Annotated in this window: 22 protein-coding genes; 12 read left to right on the top strand and 10 right to left on the bottom strand. The window is 57.3% G+C overall.

The genetic code is table 11. The features are described 5' to 3' along the window. Positions 1-93: 93 nt before the first annotated feature. The 5 genes from ACUTSC_RS13085 to ACUTSC_RS13065 form a co-directional block, all read right to left on the bottom strand. The gene (locus ACUTSC_RS13085) at positions 94-1,491 is read right to left on the bottom strand and encodes an amino acid permease (RefSeq protein ID WP_445653362.1); all 1,398 of its coding nucleotides are present in this window, start codon (positions 1,489-1,491) and stop codon (positions 94-96) included. Between the two features lie 20 nt (positions 1,492-1,511). Continuing rightward, positions 1,512-2,699, bottom strand: coding sequence for an aromatic amino acid transaminase (locus ACUTSC_RS13080; RefSeq protein ID WP_197768011.1), 1,188 nt, complete (start codon positions 2,697-2,699; stop codon positions 1,512-1,514). Between the two features lie 57 nt (positions 2,700-2,756). Further along, positions 2,757-3,128 carry a RidA family protein gene (locus tag ACUTSC_RS13075; RefSeq protein WP_060420560.1) on the bottom strand — a complete coding sequence of 124 codons (372 nt, stop codon included), beginning with the start codon at positions 3,126-3,128 and terminating at the stop codon, positions 2,757-2,759. Between the two features lies 1 nt (position 3,129). Continuing rightward, positions 3,130-3,927 (bottom strand): alpha/beta hydrolase, encoded by a 798-nt coding sequence (locus tag ACUTSC_RS13070; protein WP_445653361.1) that lies wholly within the window; start codon positions 3,925-3,927, stop codon positions 3,130-3,132. Between the two features lie 147 nt (positions 3,928-4,074). Further along, positions 4,075-4,986 carry a LysR substrate-binding domain-containing protein gene (locus ACUTSC_RS13065; RefSeq protein ID WP_197768013.1) on the bottom strand — a complete coding sequence of 304 codons (912 nt, stop codon included), beginning with the start codon at positions 4,984-4,986 and terminating at the stop codon, positions 4,075-4,077. A gap of 98 nt (positions 4,987-5,084) precedes the next feature. On the opposite strand from ACUTSC_RS13065, the gene ACUTSC_RS13060 reads away from it, so the two are divergent. Both ACUTSC_RS13060 and ACUTSC_RS13055 read left to right on the top strand, forming a co-directional pair. Then, positions 5,085-5,702: a glutathione S-transferase N-terminal domain-containing protein gene (locus tag ACUTSC_RS13060; RefSeq protein ID WP_197768014.1), complete on the top strand. Its 618-nt coding sequence runs from the start codon at positions 5,085-5,087 to the stop codon at positions 5,700-5,702. A 4-nt stretch (positions 5,703-5,706) separates the two neighbouring features. Then, positions 5,707-6,621, top strand: a complete 915-nt coding sequence (locus ACUTSC_RS13055; RefSeq protein ID WP_197768015.1) for a pyridoxamine 5'-phosphate oxidase family protein — start codon at positions 5,707-5,709, stop codon at positions 6,619-6,621. A 38-nt stretch (positions 6,622-6,659) separates the two neighbouring features. On the opposite strand, the gene ACUTSC_RS13050 is transcribed toward ACUTSC_RS13055, so the two are convergent. After that, positions 6,660-6,875, bottom strand: a complete 216-nt coding sequence (locus tag ACUTSC_RS13050) for a glycogen synthesis protein (protein ID WP_049201387.1) — start codon at positions 6,873-6,875, stop codon at positions 6,660-6,662. Positions 6,876-7,086: 211 nt separating this feature from the next. Here ACUTSC_RS13050 and gabD point away from each other — a divergent pair, with 211 nt between their 5' ends. From gabD to ACUTSC_RS13030, 4 genes are all read left to right on the top strand, one after another. Next, a complete protein-coding gene (gabD, locus tag ACUTSC_RS13045; protein ID WP_445653360.1) occupies positions 7,087-8,562 on the top strand; it encodes an NADP-dependent succinate-semialdehyde dehydrogenase in 1,476 nt (491 codons plus the stop codon). A 105-nt stretch (positions 8,563-8,667) separates the two neighbouring features. Then, positions 8,668-9,081 (top strand): GyrI-like domain-containing protein, encoded by a 414-nt coding sequence (locus tag ACUTSC_RS13040; protein ID WP_445653359.1) that lies wholly within the window; start codon positions 8,668-8,670, stop codon positions 9,079-9,081. A 22-nt stretch (positions 9,082-9,103) separates the two neighbouring features. Continuing rightward, positions 9,104-9,472, top strand: coding sequence for a glyoxalase superfamily protein (locus tag ACUTSC_RS13035; RefSeq protein ID WP_165877169.1), 369 nt, complete (start codon positions 9,104-9,106; stop codon positions 9,470-9,472). Positions 9,473-9,705: 233 nt separating this feature from the next. Next, positions 9,706-10,149 (top strand): cupin domain-containing protein, encoded by a 444-nt coding sequence (locus ACUTSC_RS13030; RefSeq protein WP_072269740.1) that lies wholly within the window; start codon positions 9,706-9,708, stop codon positions 10,147-10,149. Between the two features lie 164 nt (positions 10,150-10,313). Here ACUTSC_RS13030 and ACUTSC_RS13025 read toward each other — a convergent pair whose 3' ends face one another. After that, the gene (locus ACUTSC_RS13025) at positions 10,314-11,174 is read right to left on the bottom strand and encodes a LysR family transcriptional regulator (protein ID WP_060430518.1); all 861 of its coding nucleotides are present in this window, start codon (positions 11,172-11,174) and stop codon (positions 10,314-10,316) included. 110 nt (positions 11,175-11,284) lie between these two features. Next, a complete protein-coding gene (locus tag ACUTSC_RS13020; protein ID WP_060430520.1) occupies positions 11,285-12,100 on the bottom strand; it encodes a helix-turn-helix domain-containing protein in 816 nt (271 codons plus the stop codon). Between the two features lie 258 nt (positions 12,101-12,358). Between ACUTSC_RS13020 and ACUTSC_RS13015 the strand changes: the two genes are divergently transcribed. From ACUTSC_RS13015 to ACUTSC_RS12995, 5 genes are all read left to right on the top strand, one after another. After that, positions 12,359-12,529, top strand: a complete 171-nt coding sequence (locus ACUTSC_RS13015) for a hypothetical protein (RefSeq protein ID WP_172837482.1) — start codon at positions 12,359-12,361, stop codon at positions 12,527-12,529. Between the two features lie 121 nt (positions 12,530-12,650). After that, the gene (locus ACUTSC_RS13010) at positions 12,651-13,205 is read left to right on the top strand and encodes a DJ-1/PfpI/YhbO family deglycase/protease (protein WP_060430522.1); all 555 of its coding nucleotides are present in this window, start codon (positions 12,651-12,653) and stop codon (positions 13,203-13,205) included. A gap of 11 nt (positions 13,206-13,216) precedes the next feature. Further along, entirely contained in the window at positions 13,217-14,248 is a 1,032-nt protein-coding gene (locus tag ACUTSC_RS13005) for an alpha/beta hydrolase (RefSeq protein ID WP_445653358.1), read from the top strand. Positions 14,249-14,305: 57 nt separating this feature from the next. Then, entirely contained in the window at positions 14,306-14,881 is a 576-nt protein-coding gene (locus ACUTSC_RS13000) for an O-methyltransferase (RefSeq protein ID WP_060430527.1), read from the top strand. Between the two features lie 160 nt (positions 14,882-15,041). Further along, positions 15,042-15,779, top strand: a complete 738-nt coding sequence (locus tag ACUTSC_RS12995; RefSeq protein WP_060430529.1) for a helix-turn-helix domain-containing protein — start codon at positions 15,042-15,044, stop codon at positions 15,777-15,779. A 1-nt stretch (position 15,780) separates the two neighbouring features. Here the strand turns inward: ACUTSC_RS12995 and ACUTSC_RS12990 are convergent, their stop codons facing one another. Further along, complete coding sequence (locus ACUTSC_RS12990) at positions 15,781-16,212, bottom strand: (R)-mandelonitrile lyase (RefSeq protein ID WP_445653357.1); 432 nt, start codon at positions 16,210-16,212, stop codon at positions 15,781-15,783. A gap of 173 nt (positions 16,213-16,385) precedes the next feature. Here ACUTSC_RS12990 and ACUTSC_RS12985 point away from each other — a divergent pair, with 173 nt between their 5' ends. After that, positions 16,386-17,279: a LysR family transcriptional regulator gene (locus ACUTSC_RS12985; RefSeq protein ID WP_445653356.1), complete on the top strand. Its 894-nt coding sequence runs from the start codon at positions 16,386-16,388 to the stop codon at positions 17,277-17,279. Here the strand turns inward: ACUTSC_RS12985 and ACUTSC_RS12980 are convergent. Next, the gene (locus ACUTSC_RS12980) at positions 17,276-18,265 is read right to left on the bottom strand and encodes an aldo/keto reductase (protein ID WP_445653355.1); all 990 of its coding nucleotides are present in this window, start codon (positions 18,263-18,265) and stop codon (positions 17,276-17,278) included. The genes ACUTSC_RS12985 and ACUTSC_RS12980 overlap by 4 nt on opposite strands. Positions 18,266-18,454 lie beyond the last annotated feature (189 nt).

Below are 18,454 nucleotides of genomic sequence, written 5' to 3'. Positions count from 1 at the left end.
AACCACAAACCTCATGTTAAAAAACCGCCTTTTCAGACTAACAGTACATTACCCCTCCGTTTTGAGCACGCCATAACCGTATCAGCCTATCGATTACTCCACCTCAGGCGCTTTGAACGGCGACGGCGCAGCCGCACGGCGGCTCTGGAAGTGATAAGCAACCACCAGCAGTAAAGTGAACGGAATACCGAACCACAGCGTCATGCGGAAGAATTCGGTAAACGCCGTCGAGATCATCAGCGCCGCCATCAGCCCGGCGCCCAGCAAGGTGGTACAGGGGAACCCCCACATACGGAACTTCAGGTGGGTCTGCCGATGCCGGCGGCGGAAGAACAGATGGGTGACGAAAATCATCAGCCAGGTAAAGCAGGCGCCATACACCGAAATAGACATCATGGCGGCGAACGACGTTTCCGGCGCCACCAGGCTCAGCACGATAGACACCACGATGCCGATGCACGACATCGCCAGCGCATTGACCGGAATGCCGCGCCGGCTGACGCGCCCCAATGCCGCCGGCGCCTGCCCGGCACGCGACAGCGAGAACATCATGCGGGTAGTGATATACAGCTGGCTGTTCATCGCCGACAGCGCCGCCACCAGCACGATAAAGTTGAAAATACCGGCAGCGGCGGGCAGATGGATCACGTTCATCGCCATCAGGAACGGGCTTTCGCCGGTGCCTGACTGGCGCCAGGGCACAATGGCCAACATCAGGGCAATCGACAGCATGTAGAAGATGAACAGCCGCACGATGGTGCCCTTGAACGCCGCCTTTACCGCTATCACCGGGTTTTTCGCCTCGCCGGCGGCCACCGCGATCATTTCAATGCTCAGGTAGCTGAAGATAGACACGATCACCGCGAACCACATGCCCTTGACGCCAAACGGCATGAAGCCGCCGGCGGTCAGGTTGCGCAGGCCGTAGGCCGGGTTGCCCGAGAACGCCAGAATGCCGATGCCGATCAGAATGAACGCCACGATCGCCGTCACTTTGACGGTGGACAGCGCGTATTCCACCTGGCCGAACGACTTCACGCCGATCACGTTGACGACGATCACCGCCGCCGAGAACAGCAGCACCCACGGCCAGGTCGGCGTCGCCGGGAACCAAAACTGCATGTACATGCCGATGGCGGTAACTTCGGTGCCCACCGCCAGCACCACGCAGGACCAGTAGGAGTAACGCACCAGAAAACCGAACAGCGGGCCGAGATAGAATTCGGCGTAGTCGCCGAACGAGCCGGGCGTCGGGTGTTCAGAGGTCATTTCCGCCAGACTGCCCATCAACAACAGCGCAATAACGCCGCCGATCAGATAGCTCAGCAATACCGACGGCCCCGCCATCTGAATGGCGTAGGCGCTGCCGAGAAACAGCCCGGTGCCGATGGCACCGCCGATCGCCAGCATCGACATCTGCCCGGCGGTAAGATGCTTGTTCAACCCGCCCTGGCGGCGGGCGATATGCTCAAAATCATTCATCTGTGGCATGGCTGTGTTCCCGAGCGAAGTTAGGCAGTACGGGTGACGTCGAGAATGGCGGCGGTCACGTAGTCGATATTACCGGGGTTGAGCCCCGGCAGGCACATGCGGCCGGGCGAGACCAGATAGATGGCGTAGCGCTCTCGCAGGGTCTGCAGCTGCGCTTCGTTCAGGCCGGTATAGCTGAACATGCCGCGCTGATCACGTATGCGCCGGTGATCCAGCGAAGAGCCGCCCTGCGCCAGGCCGGCGGCCAGCTGCTCACGCATCTGCTTGATGCGCACGCGCATTTCCGCCAGCTCACCGCGCCAAAGCTCACCGAGTTCGGCATCGCCGAGCAGGGTTTCCACGATCTGGCTACCGTGCGTCGGCGGGCAGGAGTAGCTGCGGCGGATCAGCGTTTTTAACGCGCCTTTGACGTTGGCGGCGTTTTGCGCATCGGCGCAGCGCACCGACAGCGCGCCCAGCCGCTGGCCGTACAGCGCCACGTTTTTGGAAAACGAGTTGCAGACCAAAAACGGCAGATCGGTTTTCAGCGCTTCGCGCAACGCAAAGCAATCCTCCTCCAGCCCGTCGCCGAAGCCCTGATAGGCGATATCGAACAGCGGCAGCAGCTTACGCCGCTGCAGCACGGCGAGCGTGGCGCGCCACTGCTCCGCCGTCAGATCGGTGCCGGTCGGGTTATGGCAGCAAGGATGCAACAGGACGACGCTGCCGGGCGGCAGGCTGTCCAGCGCGTCGAGCATGGCGGCGAAACGCAGGCCTCCCGCCGCTTCGTCAAAGTAGGGATAGGTATTCACCCGCAGCCCGGCGCCTTCAAATATCGCCCAGTGATTGGCCCAGGTGGGATCGGACACCCAAATGTCACCGCGCGCCAGAAAGTGGCGCAAAAAATCCGCCGCCAGCTTTAGCGCACCGGAGCCGCCGACGGTCTGCACCGTGGCGATCTCGGCCGCCTGTTGCTCGCCGAACAGCAGCGCCTGCACCTGGCGAGCGAACTGCGGCGAACCTTCGATCGGCGGATAGCCGTGCGGGCGTCGCAACGCCAGCAACCGCTGCTCGGCGGCCTCCACCGCCTGCATCAGCGGAATATTCCCCTGCCGGTCGTAATAGAGTCCAATGCCTAAATTCACTTTTTTCGGATTGGGGTCCTGCAAATAGGCTTCCATCAGCGACATAATAGGATCGGCTGCAGAAGGTGCAATCTGTTTAAACATGACGCATCCTTAACTCGTTATTGAATTAATATGAAGACAGACTTAATAAAAATTAAATCAGGCGATGGCGCTGACGGTGATTTCTATTTTCATTCCCGGCACCACCAGTTTTTCGACAATAACCGTGGAACGATTGGGATAAGGATAATTAAAGTATTTCCGGTAAATATCATCGAGCAATTTAACGTCGTTGACGTCGGTGAGATAAACGATCACCTGCAGTACCTTATCGCTGTGGCTGCCCGCCGCCTTCAACGTCTGCGCCAGGTTATCGAAGGTTAACGCAATCTGTTGCTCCGGCGCGCCGGTCTCGATGCTGCCGTCCGCCCGCACCGGGCCATGGGCGGTAAACAACATGCCGCCGCCCCGGGTGGCCCAGGAAAAAGGCTGGCCGATGTCCGGCAGCCCGGTCTCTACGATCTCGCGCATATCAGTGGTTCCCGTGGTGGTCAAGTTGGCGAAGCAGCGCGCCGTCGGCGGCGAACAACGCATCCAGAATGGTGAAATGATTGGCGCCAGGCACCGCGACCAGTTCGGCCGGCAACCCGCGTTGGCGCAGCGCCGCGTGATAGTGTTGCGACTGACCGATCAACTCCGGCAGCTCAGCTGCGCCGTAATACAGCGTGAGCGGCTTACTGCGCGCCGGCGGGTGGCGCGCCGGGCTTAGCGTTTCAATCTGCCGCTCGGTCAGCTGCAGCGCCCGATTGACATAGCTCTCTTGCAGCGGCGCCAGTTCGAACAGGCCGCTGATGGGAAAGACCGCCTCCACCAACGCATGCTGCTGCCAAAACGCCGCCAGATGCCCGCCGGCGGAATGGCCGCACAGATGCACCGGATGGGCATAGTGCGGCGGCAGACGGCGCTGAATAGCATCAAGCGCCGCCCCCACCTGGCGACAAATAGCGTCAAGATTAACCGCCGGCGCCAGCGCATATTCCACCAGCACCACGTCAAAACCCAACGCCAACGGCCCGGCGGCGATAAAGGCGAAATCCGCCTTATCGCAGAATTGCCAATAGCCGCCGTGAATAAAAATTAACGTCCCCTGGTGCTGCTTTGCAGAATAGAGCCAATCCATCGTCTCGCGTTCGCTTTCGCCATACGCAATATTCTTTTCATGTTTCGTCTGATGATAAATAGCCGCACTGCGGGTCTGAAATGAAGCCAAAATAGCGTCTTCATTATCCTCCGCAGCGCCGTTGTCATAGCTCCCCGCAAGTAGTTTCATATATTAAACTTCGTTTATTATTTAAAATATGAATTAACTATTAGCACCGGCAACATTATTGTCAAGACGGGTCTATCAGCAATGCGCGCCCGGTAAAATAAAACAACACCGGCGGCGAAAAAGTTTAACCCATGAAACTTTTTGCGCTTATTTTCCCCGCCCGTCCGGCTGAATTTGCGGCAATGCGCTGAGTCGCTCAAACGCATAATCCCAAAAGGCGCGCACCTTCAGCGGCATGCGCTGCGCCTGCTGCGCCACCAGTTGCACCGGCATCGGCAACGGTTCATGATCCGCCAGCAGCCGCACCAGCGTACCGGCGGCCACATCATCCGCCACCTGATACGAGAGCAGCCGGGCGATGCCGTTGCCGGCACGCACCGCCAGCAGCTGCGCTTCCACATCGTTGAGCAACAGCCGGGGGGCCAAGCGCACCCGCTCGCCGTTTTCCTGCGGGCCGAAGCGCCATTCGCGCAGCGACGGCCGTTGGGTGCCGACGATGGTGGCATGCTCCGCCAGCTGCGCCGGTGAGCGCGGCTCGCCGCAGCGCGCCAGGTAAGCCGGGCTGGCGACCGTCACCCGGCTTACCTGCCCCAGCCGCCGTGCCACGCGCGAAGAGTCCTGCAGATGACCAATGCGCACCGCGATATCCAGCCCTTCGTCGATCAGATCGAGATTGCGATCGTTCAACACCATTTCGATCTGCATCTGCGGGTAGTCATCGAGAAACGCCATCACCACCGGCGCCACGTAGCGGCGGCCGAACTGCACCGGCGAAGTAACGCGCAGCAAGCCGCTCAGCTGCGCTTCGGCGGTATCCTGCACCACCGCCTGATAATCCTGCAGCAGCTGTTGCGCGCGCTCCAGCAGGCGCACGCCCGCCTCGGTAGGCGCCAGCCGCCGGGTGGTGCGTTCCACCAGCCGGGTGCCGAACCGCTGTTCCAGCGCGGCGATCGCCCGGGTGATCGCCGGCGCCGAGCGCCGCAGTTTGCGCCCGGCGGCCGCCAGGCTGCCCTGCTGCACCACCGCCACGAAGATGGCCAACTCGTCTAACCGATCCATAGACTCTTCCGATAAGTGAAATTATCAATTTCCACATTGCCGGATTCCGCTCATTCACCGCAAGAGTATGCTGAAAAAAAACACTGAGGAGAAACGCCATGTCCACCATCACCCTCTACGGCACCCCGCTTTCCGGCCACGTTCACCGCGTGGCGTTGCTGCTGCGCATGCTGGCGCTGCCCTATGAATGGGTAGAAGCCTCGGCGGACGTGCGGCAGAGCGCGGCCTTTCGCCGGCTCAACCCGTTCGGCCAGATCCCGGTCTTGCAGGACGGCGATCTGACGCTGGCCGACAGCAACGCCATTCTGGTCTATCTGGCGAAACGTTATGCGCCGGACAGCCACTGGCTGCCGGAACAGCCGGCGGCGGCGGCGCGGGTGCAGGCCTGGCTTTCCAAAGCCGCCGGCGAAGTCCGCTACGGCCCGGCCTCCTGCCGATTGATCGCCCAGTTCGCGGTGCCGGAGGATTACCAGGCGGCGCGAGCAATCAGCGATCGTTTTCTGCCGCAGATGGAACAGCACCTGAGCGAGCGCGGCTATCTGACCGGCGAACAGGCGACCATCGCCGATCTGGCCTGCTACAGCTATGTGGCGGTCGCGGCCGAAGGCGGCATTTCTCTGGCGCCTTACCCCGCCATACGGCGCTGGGTGGCGAGCATCGCGGCGCTTCCCGGCTTCTTCGCCATGCCGGCCCTGCCGGCACCGGCGGCGAGCTGACGCCATGATCCCGCAGCGGTTCCACCCCGATGAGCTGCGCGCGCAGACGCTGGCCGGTTTCGATCGCGTGGGCGGCGGCATCTACCCCGCGATGCCGGACCAGCACCGCGCGTTTTTCGCCGCACTGCCCTACCTGTTCGTCGCCACGCTGGACGACCAGGGCTGGCCCATCGCCACCCTGTTCAGCGGCCCGCCCGGATTTTTACGCTCGCCGGACGACACGCACCTGCGCATCAGCGCGCCGCGCCGCAGCGACGATCCCGCCCAGGCGCTGTTGCTGCCCGGCAAACCGGTCGGTGCGCTGGGGCTCGACTTCAGCAACCGGCGGCGCAACCGCGCCAACGGCACCGTCGGCCGCACCGATAAAAACCGGGTGGAGATCGTCGTTCACCAAAGCTTCGGCAACTGCCCGCAGTACATTCAACGCCGCGAACTCTACCCGGTGGAGAGCCTGCCACAGCCGGTTGAGCATTTAGCGTCGCTCGATGCGGCGGCGCAGGCGCTGATCCGCACCGCGGACACCAGCTTCGTCGCCAGCGGCGCGCACCTGGAACTGGCGCAGGGCGGCGTCGATATTTCCCATCGCGGCGGGCGCCCCGGCTTTATCCATCTGGAAGGTGACACGCTGTGGATGCCGGACTTTCGCGGCAACCGCTATATGAATACGTTGGGCAACCTGCTGGCCGAACCGCGAGCGGCGCTGCTGTTCATCGATTTCGATCGCGGCGACGTGCTGCATCTGCAAGGAAAAACGCAGATCCTCTGGCAGGCGGAAGGAAATCCCGGCGTTGAAGGGGCGGAACGCTATTGGCGGTTTGACGTTCACCGCGCCTGGCGCTTTGCGGCGGCGCTGCCGTGGCGGGGACGCGATCTGGAGTATTCGCCGGCGACGCTGGCGACCGGGGTGTGGCACCGCTGAAATGAAAAGCCCCGCTGCGGCGGGGCTGAATCAGGTAATTACAGGCTGTGTTCGGCCGCCGCTGCGGCCTGATAAAGCTGACGAAAATAACTCAACCGCGCAAAGAACAGGCGGCTTTGCTGCTCCGACATATTGCCGGCCACCTGCCCGGCGTCAATCTGCCGCCCTTGCCATTCCATCAGGGCAATGCTCGACGCCAAAAAATCCATTTCACTGCCGTAGGCCGCGAGATGTCTGTCCACTGATTTCATCATTCGCACACTCCTTTTAATCACATCGAAAAGGGTCATATGCCTGCTCTTTCAGTATCGACCCAACGGCGGATATTTTTTGTACAGAAGGTGCGCATGAAGAAAACGCTCATCTTGTCGCCATACTGGCAAACGGCGACGGCAAAGTTTGCTAGGGTAAAGGGTAGCCGTATGGGATAGACCATTCTGTTGAACTCAGCAAAGGAAGAGACCAATGAGCACCAGCATCAGCGCTACCCTCAAGGATCCCACGCTGTTCCGCGAGGCCAATTACATCGACGGGCAATGGTTGCCGGCCAAAGCAGGCCACGCGATCGCCATCCATAATCCCGCCAACGGCGAGCTGGTTGGCCATGTGCCGGCCTTCGGCGCCGAGGAAACCGCACGCGCCATCGCCGCCGCCAAGAAGGCGCTGCCCGCCTGGCGTGCGCTGACCGCCAAAGAGCGCGCCGGCAAACTGCGGCGGCTGTTTGAGCTGATGATGGAAAATCAGGAGGATCTGGCGCGCATCATGACGGCGGAACAGGGTAAACCGCTGGCTGAAAGCCGCGGTGAAATCGCCTATGCCGCCTCCTTTATCGAATGGTTCGCCGAGGAAGGCAAGCGGGTGTATGGCGACACCATTCCGCAGCCCCAGACGGGCCGCCGCATCATCGTGCAGAAAGAGCCGATCGGCGTGTTCGCCGCCATCACCCCGTGGAACTTTCCGGCGGCGATGATCACCCGCAAAGCCGGCCCCGGCTGGGCGGCGGGCTGTACCGGGGTGATCCGCCCCGCCAGCCAGACCCCGTTCTCGGCGCTGGCGATCGCCGTGCTGGCGGAGCGCGCCGGGCTGCCCGCCGGGGTGTGCAACGTGATCACCGGCCCCAGCAAAGGCATCGGCGGCGAACTCACTGCCAACCCGGACGTGCGTAAACTCTCCTTCACCGGCAGCACCGAAGTCGGCGCGCAGCTGCTGGCCCAGTGTGCGCCCACCATCAAGAAAACCAGTATGGAGCTGGGCGGCAACGCGCCGTTTATCGTGTTCGACGACGCCAATCTGGACGCCGCCGTGGCCGGCGCGGTCGCTTCGAAATACCGCAACGCCGGCCAGACCTGCGTCTGCACCAACCGTTTTCTGGTGCAGGACGGCGTGTACGACGCCTTCGCCGCCAAACTGAAAGCCGCCGTCGCCAAGCTGAAAGTCGGCAACGGCCTGGATGACGGCGTCACCATCGGCCCGTTGATTAACCCGGACGCGATGGAGAAAGTGCGCGAGCATATCGCCGACGCCGTCGAGCACGGCGCCTCGGTGCTGCTGGGCGGCAAGCCTGACGCGCTGGGCGGCAATTTCTTCACCCCGACCATCCTGACCGACGTGCCGCGCACGGCGAAAATCTTCCGCGAGGAGACGTTCGGTCCGGTGGCGCCCCTGATCCGCTTCAACCAGGAAGCGGAAGCCATCGAACTGGCCAACGACACGCCGTTTGGCCTGGCCGCTTACTTCTACAGCCGCGACATCGGCCGGGTGATGCGCGTGGCCGAAGCGCTGGAGTACGGCATCGTCGGCATCAACGAAGGGCTGATTTCCACCGAGGTGGCGCCGTTCGGCGGCATGAAGCACTCCGGTTTGGGCCGCGAAGGCTCAAAATACGGCATCGAGGACTATCTCGAGATCAAATACCTGTGCCTTGGTGGTTTGGGCGCTTGATACGATCGGCCTCCGCGTCTGCGGGGGCCCTGTCTGGCGGATCCGGAAAGCCTTTGCTACCTTTAGGCCTCTCGTTCGAACGGTTAATTAAAAGGAATTTCCAGTATGCAACCTCTCGTGGTACAGCTACCCGGCTTTTACGTCGCCGGCCAAACGGTCAGAACCACCAATCAGGACGAAACTCGGCCCGAGACGGCTAAAATCCCCGCGCTGTGGTCAGACTTTTTCACCACCTCGCCCATCACGCCGGTCTATGGGGTCTACTCTAACTACGCCTCCGACGCCGGCGGGCCGTTTGACGTTACCGCCGGCAGCGCGGCAGAGAACGGTCTACACATCCAACCCGGCCGCTATCTGGTGTTCCAGGCCCGTGGCGCCATGCCGGCGGCGGTCATCGCAGGCTGGCAAGCCATCTGGGCCTACTTTGAGCAACACCCGGAAATCGAACGCCGCTTCCTGACCGACTTCGAAGCCTATACCGGCCCCGAGGCGGTCGATATCCATATCGGCTGCCGCTAACGTAACAGTGAGATCGACGATGATCACTTTCTCCCCCGCCATTCCGATCCTGCGCATTTTTGCGGTCGACAAGGCCAAAGAGTTTTATCTGGACTTTCTCGGTTTCACGCTGGAGTGGGAGCACCGTTTCAGCGAAGATCTGCCGCTGTACATGCAGGTGAGCCGCGCCGGATTGACGCTGCACCTGAGCGAACACTATGGCGACAGCACGCCCGGCGCCGCTATTTTCATCCCGGTGCACGATATCGACGCGCTGCACCGGGAGCTCACGGCCAAAAACTACCGCTATGCCCGGCCGGGGTTGGAGGTTGTCGACTGGGGCAAAGAGCTGAACCTGACCGATCCGTTCGGCAACCGCCTGCGGTTTTGCGAGCAGAGTGGATCGGAATGAATGTGATAACGTTCATGAGTCCATTTTACCGTTCCACCGGATGAAAATACTATTTTCAATCTCGTAAAATTGAAAAACGCTCATTACATTCATTTAGTCAAAAATATTCACCGCTGTGCTTAAAAAAAGTTAATTTCGGCAGGAAATGGGCTTTGCTATAAATTCCCCACCCGATGTAAGCACCTCGTTATAACAACATCGTGATCTCCCTTAAACATTGCCGGAGTGCACTTATGAAAAGTCACATTTTAATATCCACAATAGTCCTTCTGACGTCCGTTTCCGCATTTTCCAAAGATCAAAATACGGCTTCTGCTAAAGTAGAGCAGTTGGTGGAAAGTACGTCAGCCTGGGATGGCACACCCTACAAAAGTTATCCATCCGGCCAACCTGATCTAAGAGTCATCAGAATGACGATTCCTGCCAACACGGCACTTCCCTGGCATACACACCCCTATCCAAACGCAGGTTATGTTTTAAAAGGCCAGCTTACTATCGAAGACAGAGACTCTGGTAAAAAACAAACGTTTAAAACCGGTGAGGCCTTTCCTGAAACGGTCGGAGGCGTACATCGTGGTATCAGTGGGAATACCGAGACAGTGCTGATATTGACTTATTCTGCAGTCAAGGGTGTTCCGACATTTACATCAGAGCCAGGCGAAGTGGATGAGTATTGATAACTGAAACTGAGCCGCATGCTTTTTCAATTTAGATATCCAATGCCACTTTGCATTAAATACCCTGTTAGTTAAAATCCCTTGCATGGACAGCCCAGCTTTAGAAGGGCTGTCCCGCCAAACGCCCTCCTAACTCACCGATATAATGGCATTAAGAATAAGGTCTAGCAGAACACACCTGATACAAAGTCAGAGACCAGCATTGATGCGTCATCACTCTTTCTCCATACAAAAAATAAATCATTCCTTTCAAGCTCAGGAATCTCCATGGCCTGTATTTTACTCTGAGTTGGAAAGCACTTTTCTAAAATACTTTCCGGTACCAAGGAAAACCCCAAACCGGCACTTACGCAGGCGGTGATAACATCATACGACTCCATCTCCAATATCATATTAGGTCTGATTTTTTTACTCGAAAGTAGGTATTCAATCAGGTGTCGATAGCTACAGCTTTTTCTAAATGTATAAAGATCCAGTGTTTCCAAAAAGCCAAGATCGATGGTTGCCGGCAAGGACGGGGGCACAATCAACATTAATCGCTCTCTAAACGCCAACGTGCTGGAAAGCAACGGATGCTCTATGGGACCATCGGTAATGATGAGATCGAGTGCCCCTTCGAGTAACTCTCGCTCCAGATTGAGAGAGTTATCAGACCTGATATGCAATTCTATATTGGGGTATTTCATTCGATGATTGACGATGTATGAAGGCATGTGAGAGGACAGCACCCCCTCCAGAGCACCGACAAGAAAAACACCGTTCGCTGCAGTATTTCTATTGAATAAATGTTCAATATTGACAGCACGCAACAATAAGTCTTTAGCACTGCGGTAAAGTATGCGCCCCTGTGGCGTTATCAATAAGCGGTTCTTTTCTCGATTGAATAGCTTCGCCCCCAACTGCTCTTCAAGCTGTTTCAACCGAATAGTGATATTGGATGGAACACAATTCAGCTTCTTGGCCGCAGCGGCAATGGTTCCATTTTCGACAATTGCACAGAATAAGCTTAACTGATGTAGCTTCATTTTATCGCTTGATTCCTTTCTTCTTACTATAAAACAGACTAATAATCTGCAGTTAAAATAAAACTCTCAGAAAACCTGCCGCCTCTAATCGATAAAAACCCCAGACAACGCTATTGTTGCAAGGCAGCAAGGCGTTCGCGAGTCGCCATATCATTTGGAAAATAGACGACCAGGCGCAATAAAGGATTTTGGTTAAGCGTAAAGGTCTCGTAAGAAGTTTCAAGCCGTGTGCCATCCGGATAAAACAAAGGCCGATACCCGTTGGTTTTTTCCAGGACGCGATGCTGATTCCAGAGCAGGCGAAACAGATCGCTTCGTTCATAAAGCTCCGCATGCAGTTCAAAAAGATACGTGTCCTGTGGGAAAAGAGCTATCGCAAAACGCAACATAGCCGCCGTATCTTCAGCCTTCTCACGCCAGGTGGCGTAGCGGTTCTTTGCCTCATCATCCAGAAAAACCACTCGCGCCAGATTCAATTCATGTACACTTTCATCTGTGCCGGTAATCAGCTTTCTGGCTAAAAAGTTCGGACTTATGATGTCAAGCCGTACATCCAGAAAATAAGCAGGCGTCAACACAAAGGACTCAATATAAAACTGCAGCGTTGCTGCGTCAGAATATATTTCCGTAGAGGAAAGAGGCCGCTCTCGGTTAAACAACAAGTACAAATATTGCCGTTCCGACGCGTCTAACCTGAGTACATCCGCCAGAACGGACAGCGTCTGCAACGAAGGGTTGCTCACTCGCCCCTGCTCCAACTTGGTATAATATTCTACGCTCAACCCCGCCTGCTCGGCCAACTCCTCTCTACGTAATCCTTTGACTCGTCTATTCTTTCCATCATCCAAAATGCCAAAATCAGTGGGTTTCAAGCGACATCTTCGGCTGTAAAAAAAACTGCGAATCTGCTCGATCAACATATTCATACAACATCCTGTTTCGTTGGGTCCGACGTTATCACGGGGCGTGAAATAACGTTATTCATTATTAATTAATAACACCTCATGACCTCTCCCGCCATTTTTATTTTCTGTCATATCGCCGAAGCAGAACGCCCGCCCTCGCTTGGAAACAATTATAACAAACTGGTACTGTCAGAGACTGTTTGGACAACGAGTAAAACGGTAAAGTTATGTCACCCACTGTTTTAACAAGAACACATTTATACACCTGCGGAGATGATCATGTATCAATTTAATCATTACACGGCCAAAGAGTTGGCGCTAGCCTATTTAGCGGGAATTAATCATAAACTGACCCCGGATGAGTTTATATTGGAAGTGAAACGGCAAGAGCAATGCTTCAGCAAAATATTAAACAAACAATATCAATCAGATGTTGTTATAACCAGCTGATAAACATAGCCATACCATTCATCTCTTCATACTTGTAACAAGGTGGCTCTGCCAGAGACTGGTTGGGCGCAATTTTGCGTTGCTATTATCCCTATGGCCCTCATGTTTGAAGGAAATCTGTATGTCTACGTTAAATAAACGAATCCTTTTCATTACCTATAACATCGGTGTGGAAAAAGATGAACTGCTTATCCCATTACGTCGACTTGCCGCTAAAGGTGCAGAGGTTGTGCACGCGTCGGCGGAAAGCTTACGCGTGCAGACTTTTGTCAACGATACCGATAAAGACGAAATTGTTAATGCCGATCGACTGCTCAGCGATGAAATTAAAACCGCTGATTTCGATGCATTAGTCATCCCGGGCGGGACGGTCAACGCCGATAATATTCGTATCGACACGCACGCCATCAGGTTGGTCAACGAATTCATCACCGCCGGCAAACCCGTAGCGGCGGTTTGCCATGCCCCCTGGCTACTGGTCGAAGCCGACCGCCTGGCGGGCAAAAAACTGACTTCCTACCATACGATGAAAAAAGACCTGACCAATGCAGGCGCCCGCTGGAGCGACGCTCCCGTGGTCCGTTCGGACGAAAATGGCTGGGTATTGATCACTTCAAGAAACCCAGGGGACCTGGAACCTTTCTCCCTGGCAATCGCAAAAGAATTAGGCTTATAAGGAACACAATGATGAATGAAGCATTCAAAGCGCAACATGCCGGTTCCGAACCCGGTTTTCTTACCAGAAACAACGTGGGTGAATTTAAAACCCAGGACTGGGATGACAATGCTCGTCTGCAGGTCACTGATTATGTTGTTGAACGCATCACCTTTGATAGCCAAGGGGTGGAAATTGTCGGCAATCTCTTTTCACCGGCAAAATCAGCTTACCGCACCCCCGCAATCGCCGTGATGGGGCCGATCAGTTACGTGAAGGAACAGGCACCGTTGCAATACGCCAGCCGCTTGGTCAAACACGGTTTTACCGTACTGACCTTTGATCCTCGCGGTTTTGGCGAATCGTCAGGCGAACCGCGCGGCTATGACTGGGGCGCCAACAAAACCGAAGATTTGAACGCAGCGGTCGCTTATCTTTCGCAGTTGGACAGTGTGGATGAAGAAAGCATTTACGCGCTAGGGCTGTGCCAAGGCGTTAACTGGACCATTGATGCGGTCAATTCCAATCCGTTAATCCGCGCCACTGCCCTGATCGCAGGGCAGTATTTGGTGCCGGCAACCTGGATGCTTTACCTTCAGTCGCAAGAGGCGATCGACAATCGCGTTGGCATGGCGCTTAAAGCCCGTGAACGCTTTGAGCAAGCCGGTGAAATAGAATACATCCCGGTGGTCAGCACTGAAGATAAATCGGCTTATCTGACTGCGGAAGCCATATACAATTTCTACGCTCCCTGGGCGCAGCATGACGTCTTGGCCAACCACCGTGGCCGCTGGGAGAATAAAATGACTCGCATGAGCGAAGCGGGGATCTGGGCACGAGACAGCAGTAAAGCGATCGCCGAGCTGCAAAAACCCGTGCTAATGATCCACAGTGAACGCGCCGCGAGCGGAGAACAAATCCCGCGACAGCTGTTTGACAGCATTGGCAGCAGCAATAAACAGCTAGTCTGGTTTGGCGGCAGAAACCAACTCCAGTTCTATCAGGATCCGCTCACCGTTGATGCAGCAGTACCGCACGTCGCCAATTTCTTTAACAAGTTTTAATTCCACATCAGGCGTTCGCCGTTATCGAGCGGACGCCCCCACGAGCAGGATTTCACCATGTCCCACCCACGCAAAACAAACCAGGAAACGCTGGCGCCGCTGGCCACCCTTTATCAGGAAACCAAAAGATTACAGCGTAAACGCGGCAACTGGTCATACGTATTCGAAGACGCTGTCGGGCTCTACGACACCGTTAGCAATCTGTGTCCCACCAAGATACTGGAGTTAGGCACGGCCATCGGCTTTACCTCATGCGTTATGGCGCTCGCAGCTCCTCAGGCAGCGATCGACACTATAGATAAAGATGACGTGAACGTTGAACTTGCCCGACACAATACCGCCTGGCTTAGCCTTTCATCGCGGATAACTGTGCACCACGGCGATTTCAACACCGTCATCGATACGTTAGACACAGAATACGATTTTGCCTTCTTCGACGGTTTTGCACCGGAAATCACACTGCTCAAGAAGATACATCATCGTCTCGCATCACAGGGCGTTCTGGCCTGTTCCAATTTATCTCTCTGCAACGATGCCAGAGTCATGGCGTTTTTGACTTCTGCCGAAATCTGGCGCGAACTGCCGCCTATCGAGCAAGCCAACACGCGCATCTTCAGAAAACGCTCCGGATGAAGATCACACGCGGAAATTGCCTGTAGCAGAATTCGCCCGGACAAAATCATCCGCCTTGTCTAGCTAAACGCCGCGGCTTTCTATTCGCATCATTCCCTATTTCCCCCACTGACACTCTTGCCAGAGCGGCATCGTTGAATTCACTGACAAGGATGATTTCATGCAAAAAGTTATTATTCATAAAATGCTGGAGTGGCTCGAAGCCAGCCTGCAGAGTGACCTGACGCTGAATGCTGTTTCTCAGCGCAGTGGTTATTCCAAATGGCACCTGCAGCGAGAGTTCAAGAAAGTCACCGGCAAAGATTTAGGGCATTACATTCGCGTTCGCCGACTGTCAAAAGCCGCACTGGCGCTGCGCTTAACCCGTAACTCTATCTATAATATCGCCAAGCGATACGGATTCGACAGTCAGCAAGCTTTCACTCGTGCTTTCACGCGGCAGTTCGGCCTCTCCCCCAGCCGTTACCGCCAGCACGAAAAATGGGACATGAGCACGCTGCATCCCCCATTGCAAATCGACAGCGGCATAGTGCCGCAAACTGAATTTATGTACCTTACCCACCGGCGTCTAAGCGACCTGGCCAGGCGTTATTCCTCGATTTCATGGCGCGTTCATCCTCCGGCACTCGACGCACCTCATATACGGATGATGTTGTCATGCTTCTGCAGCGAAAAATCCGCTGTAACACCGGGAAGATATGCCGTGTTCCGTTACGCCGGGCCCCACAATAAGCTACTCGATTTCGTCCTCTCGCTGTATGACTCAATTCTGCCCCTCAACAGGTTAAGTCGCAGGGAAGGTTCAGATCTCAAACTGGTTTATGCTGAACAGGCGACAACGAGCGATCCCGGCACTTTTCGCTGCGATTATCTGATCCCGATCATCAGGCTGGGGTAAATCATCGCCGCAACATCGATTGAGTCTCGCCATCGGGCCATTGCAGGTACTCCACCTCGCTGACCGGCTCCAGCCAGGTCACCGGGCTGCCTTTCACCGCTTCGGCAATGGCGATATGGGTCATGGCGGTATCCGGCGTCGCACCGTGCCAGTGTTTGACGCCTGCCGGGATCCAGACGATATCGCCGGGGTGCATTTCCTGCGTGGTCTCGCCCCACATCTGGATCCACCCGCGCCCCTGGGTGACGATCAGCGTCTGGCCGAGCGGATGGGTATGCCAGGCCTTGCGGGCGCCGGGTTCAAAGGTGACGGTCGCGCCGCCCACCCTGGCCGGCGCGTCACCGGCAAACGGCGCGTCGATGCGTACCTGCCCGGTAAAATAATTCGCCGAACCGCGCTGCGAAGGCAGTGAACCGCTGCGTTGTATTTTCATCTGTCGTGTCCTCCACGTCGGCTCTCACCGCCGGCGCTGATCGTTATGAGTCAGTGATGCCAAGATAGCGCCATGCTTTTCCGGCGACTAGCGGGTAAAATGCGCAAGGAGCTATGAGTTCAATTCATAAATCTACGCGCGACAGTGCGCTCACCCTCCTCTTCGGTACCGGTATGTTGAAAGAAAACTTTAACGATCTGATCGCTTTCCTGATGGTGGCCAGGGAGCGCAGCTTCACCAAAGCGGCGGCGCAGCTTGGGGTTTCCCAATCGGCGCTCAGCCACGCTATTCGCGGGCTGGAAGAGCGCCTGGCGCTGCGCCTGCTCACGCGCACCACCCGCAGCGTCGCCCCCACCGAGGCCGGTGAACGGCTGCTCAACAACATCGGTCCACGCTTGGCGGAGATAGAAAACGAGCTGAACGCGCTGGGTGAAATGCGCGATCGGCCCGCCGGCAACATCCGCATCACCGCCGGCGAACACGCGGTGGATGCGGTGCTGTGGCCGGTGCTGCGCACTTTTCTCGTCGATTACCCGGATATCAACGTGGAAATCACCGTCGATAACAGCCTGACCGACATCGTCGCCGGGCGTTTCGACGCCGGCATCCGGCTGGGAGAACAGGTGGCGAAGGACATGGTCGCGGTGCGCATCGGGCCGGACATGCGCATGGTGCCCGTCGCCTCCCCTGACTATTTCGCCCGTTACGGCCTCCCTGCCACGCCGCAAGCGCTGCAAAACCATCGCTGCATCAATATGCGGCTCCCCACCCTCGGCGGGCTGTACGCCTGGGAATTTGCCCGCGATGGCCGGGAGATTAAGGTGCGGGTGGAGGGGCAACTGACCTTCAACAGCCTGCGCCAGCGAATCGACGCTGCGCAGCTCGGCCTCGGCATCGCCTTTGTGCCGGAAGATACCGTCGCCGAGCCGCTGGCCGACGGCCGGTTGCAGATGGCGCTGGACGACTGGTGCCCGCCGTTTCCCGGCTATTATCTCTATTATCCTAGCCGCAGGCAGCACACCACCGCCTTTGCGCTGCTGATTGAAGCGCTGCGGCGCGGGGCTTAACGCCCGACGTTTTTCTGCAGATGTGCCGGGTAGCGATCGCCGATCACGTCGATCGCGCAGAGCGCGCGCTCAATCTCGCCCAGTTCGCCCGCCGCCAACGCGACCGACGCCGCCGCGAGGTTTTCTTCCAGCCGATGGCGCTTGGTGGTTCCCGGGATCGGCACGATCCACGGCTGCTGCGCCAGCAACCAGGCCAGAGCGATCTGCGCCGGCGTCACGCCCTTGCGCTGCGCTATCTGCCCCAGCACATCCACCAGCGCCTGGTTGGCCCGGCGCGCTTCGGCGCTGAAGCGCGGCACCAGGTTGCGAAAATCGCCGCTGTCGAAGGTGGTGTTCTCGGTAATGGCGCCGGTGAGAAAGCCCTTACCGAGCGGGCTGAACGGCACCAGACCGATGCCCAGTTCCGCCAGCGTCGGCAAGATTTCACGCTCCGGCTCGCGCCACCACAGCGAATATTCGCTTTGCAGCGCCGTGACCGGCTGCACCGCGTGAGCTCGCCGAATGGTTTGCGCACCGGCTTCCGACAGGCCGAAGTACTTCACTTTCCCTTCGCGAATCAGTTGCTGCACCGTACCGGCCACCTCCTCGATAGGCACCTCGGGATCGACACGGTGCTGATACAGCAAATCGATCGTCTCTATCCGCAGGCGCTTCAGCGAACCTTCCACCGCCCGGCGAATATGCTCCGGGCGGCTGTTCAACACCTGTTGCCCCGCCGGTTGCGGCAGATCGAAACCGAATTTGGTGGCGATGACGACCCGATCGCGCACCGGCGCCAGCGCTTCGCCCAACAATTCCTCGTTTGTGAACGGACCATAAATCTCGGCGGTATCGAAGAGCGCCACCCCCTCGTCAACCGCGGCGTGGATCAGTTCGATCGCCTGCCGTTTGTCGGTGGCCGGGCCGTAGCCAAAACTCAGCCCCATGCAGCCCAACCCCAACGCCGAAACTTCCAGCCCTTCGCGCCCCAACTTGCGTGTTTGCATCTTCACTCTCCCGCTGATTGATACCGGCCCCGCCTGACGCGGAGCCGCTCCGGTGTGATGACTGTAAAACGCAACCACCGCCATGACTATGGGGCGAAATACGCTTGGGCTTATGAGCCAGGCTCATGAATCCGTTAACCGTCGCTGGGACCGGAGTTTTTGCGGGAACGTTCCTTCCCGAGATACTCT

It is taken from the genome of Serratia sp. TSA_105.2 (assembly GCF_052692115.1).
The sequence above is the reverse complement of the archived record's forward strand: the minus strand, read 5'-3'. Positions and strand labels throughout refer to the sequence as shown.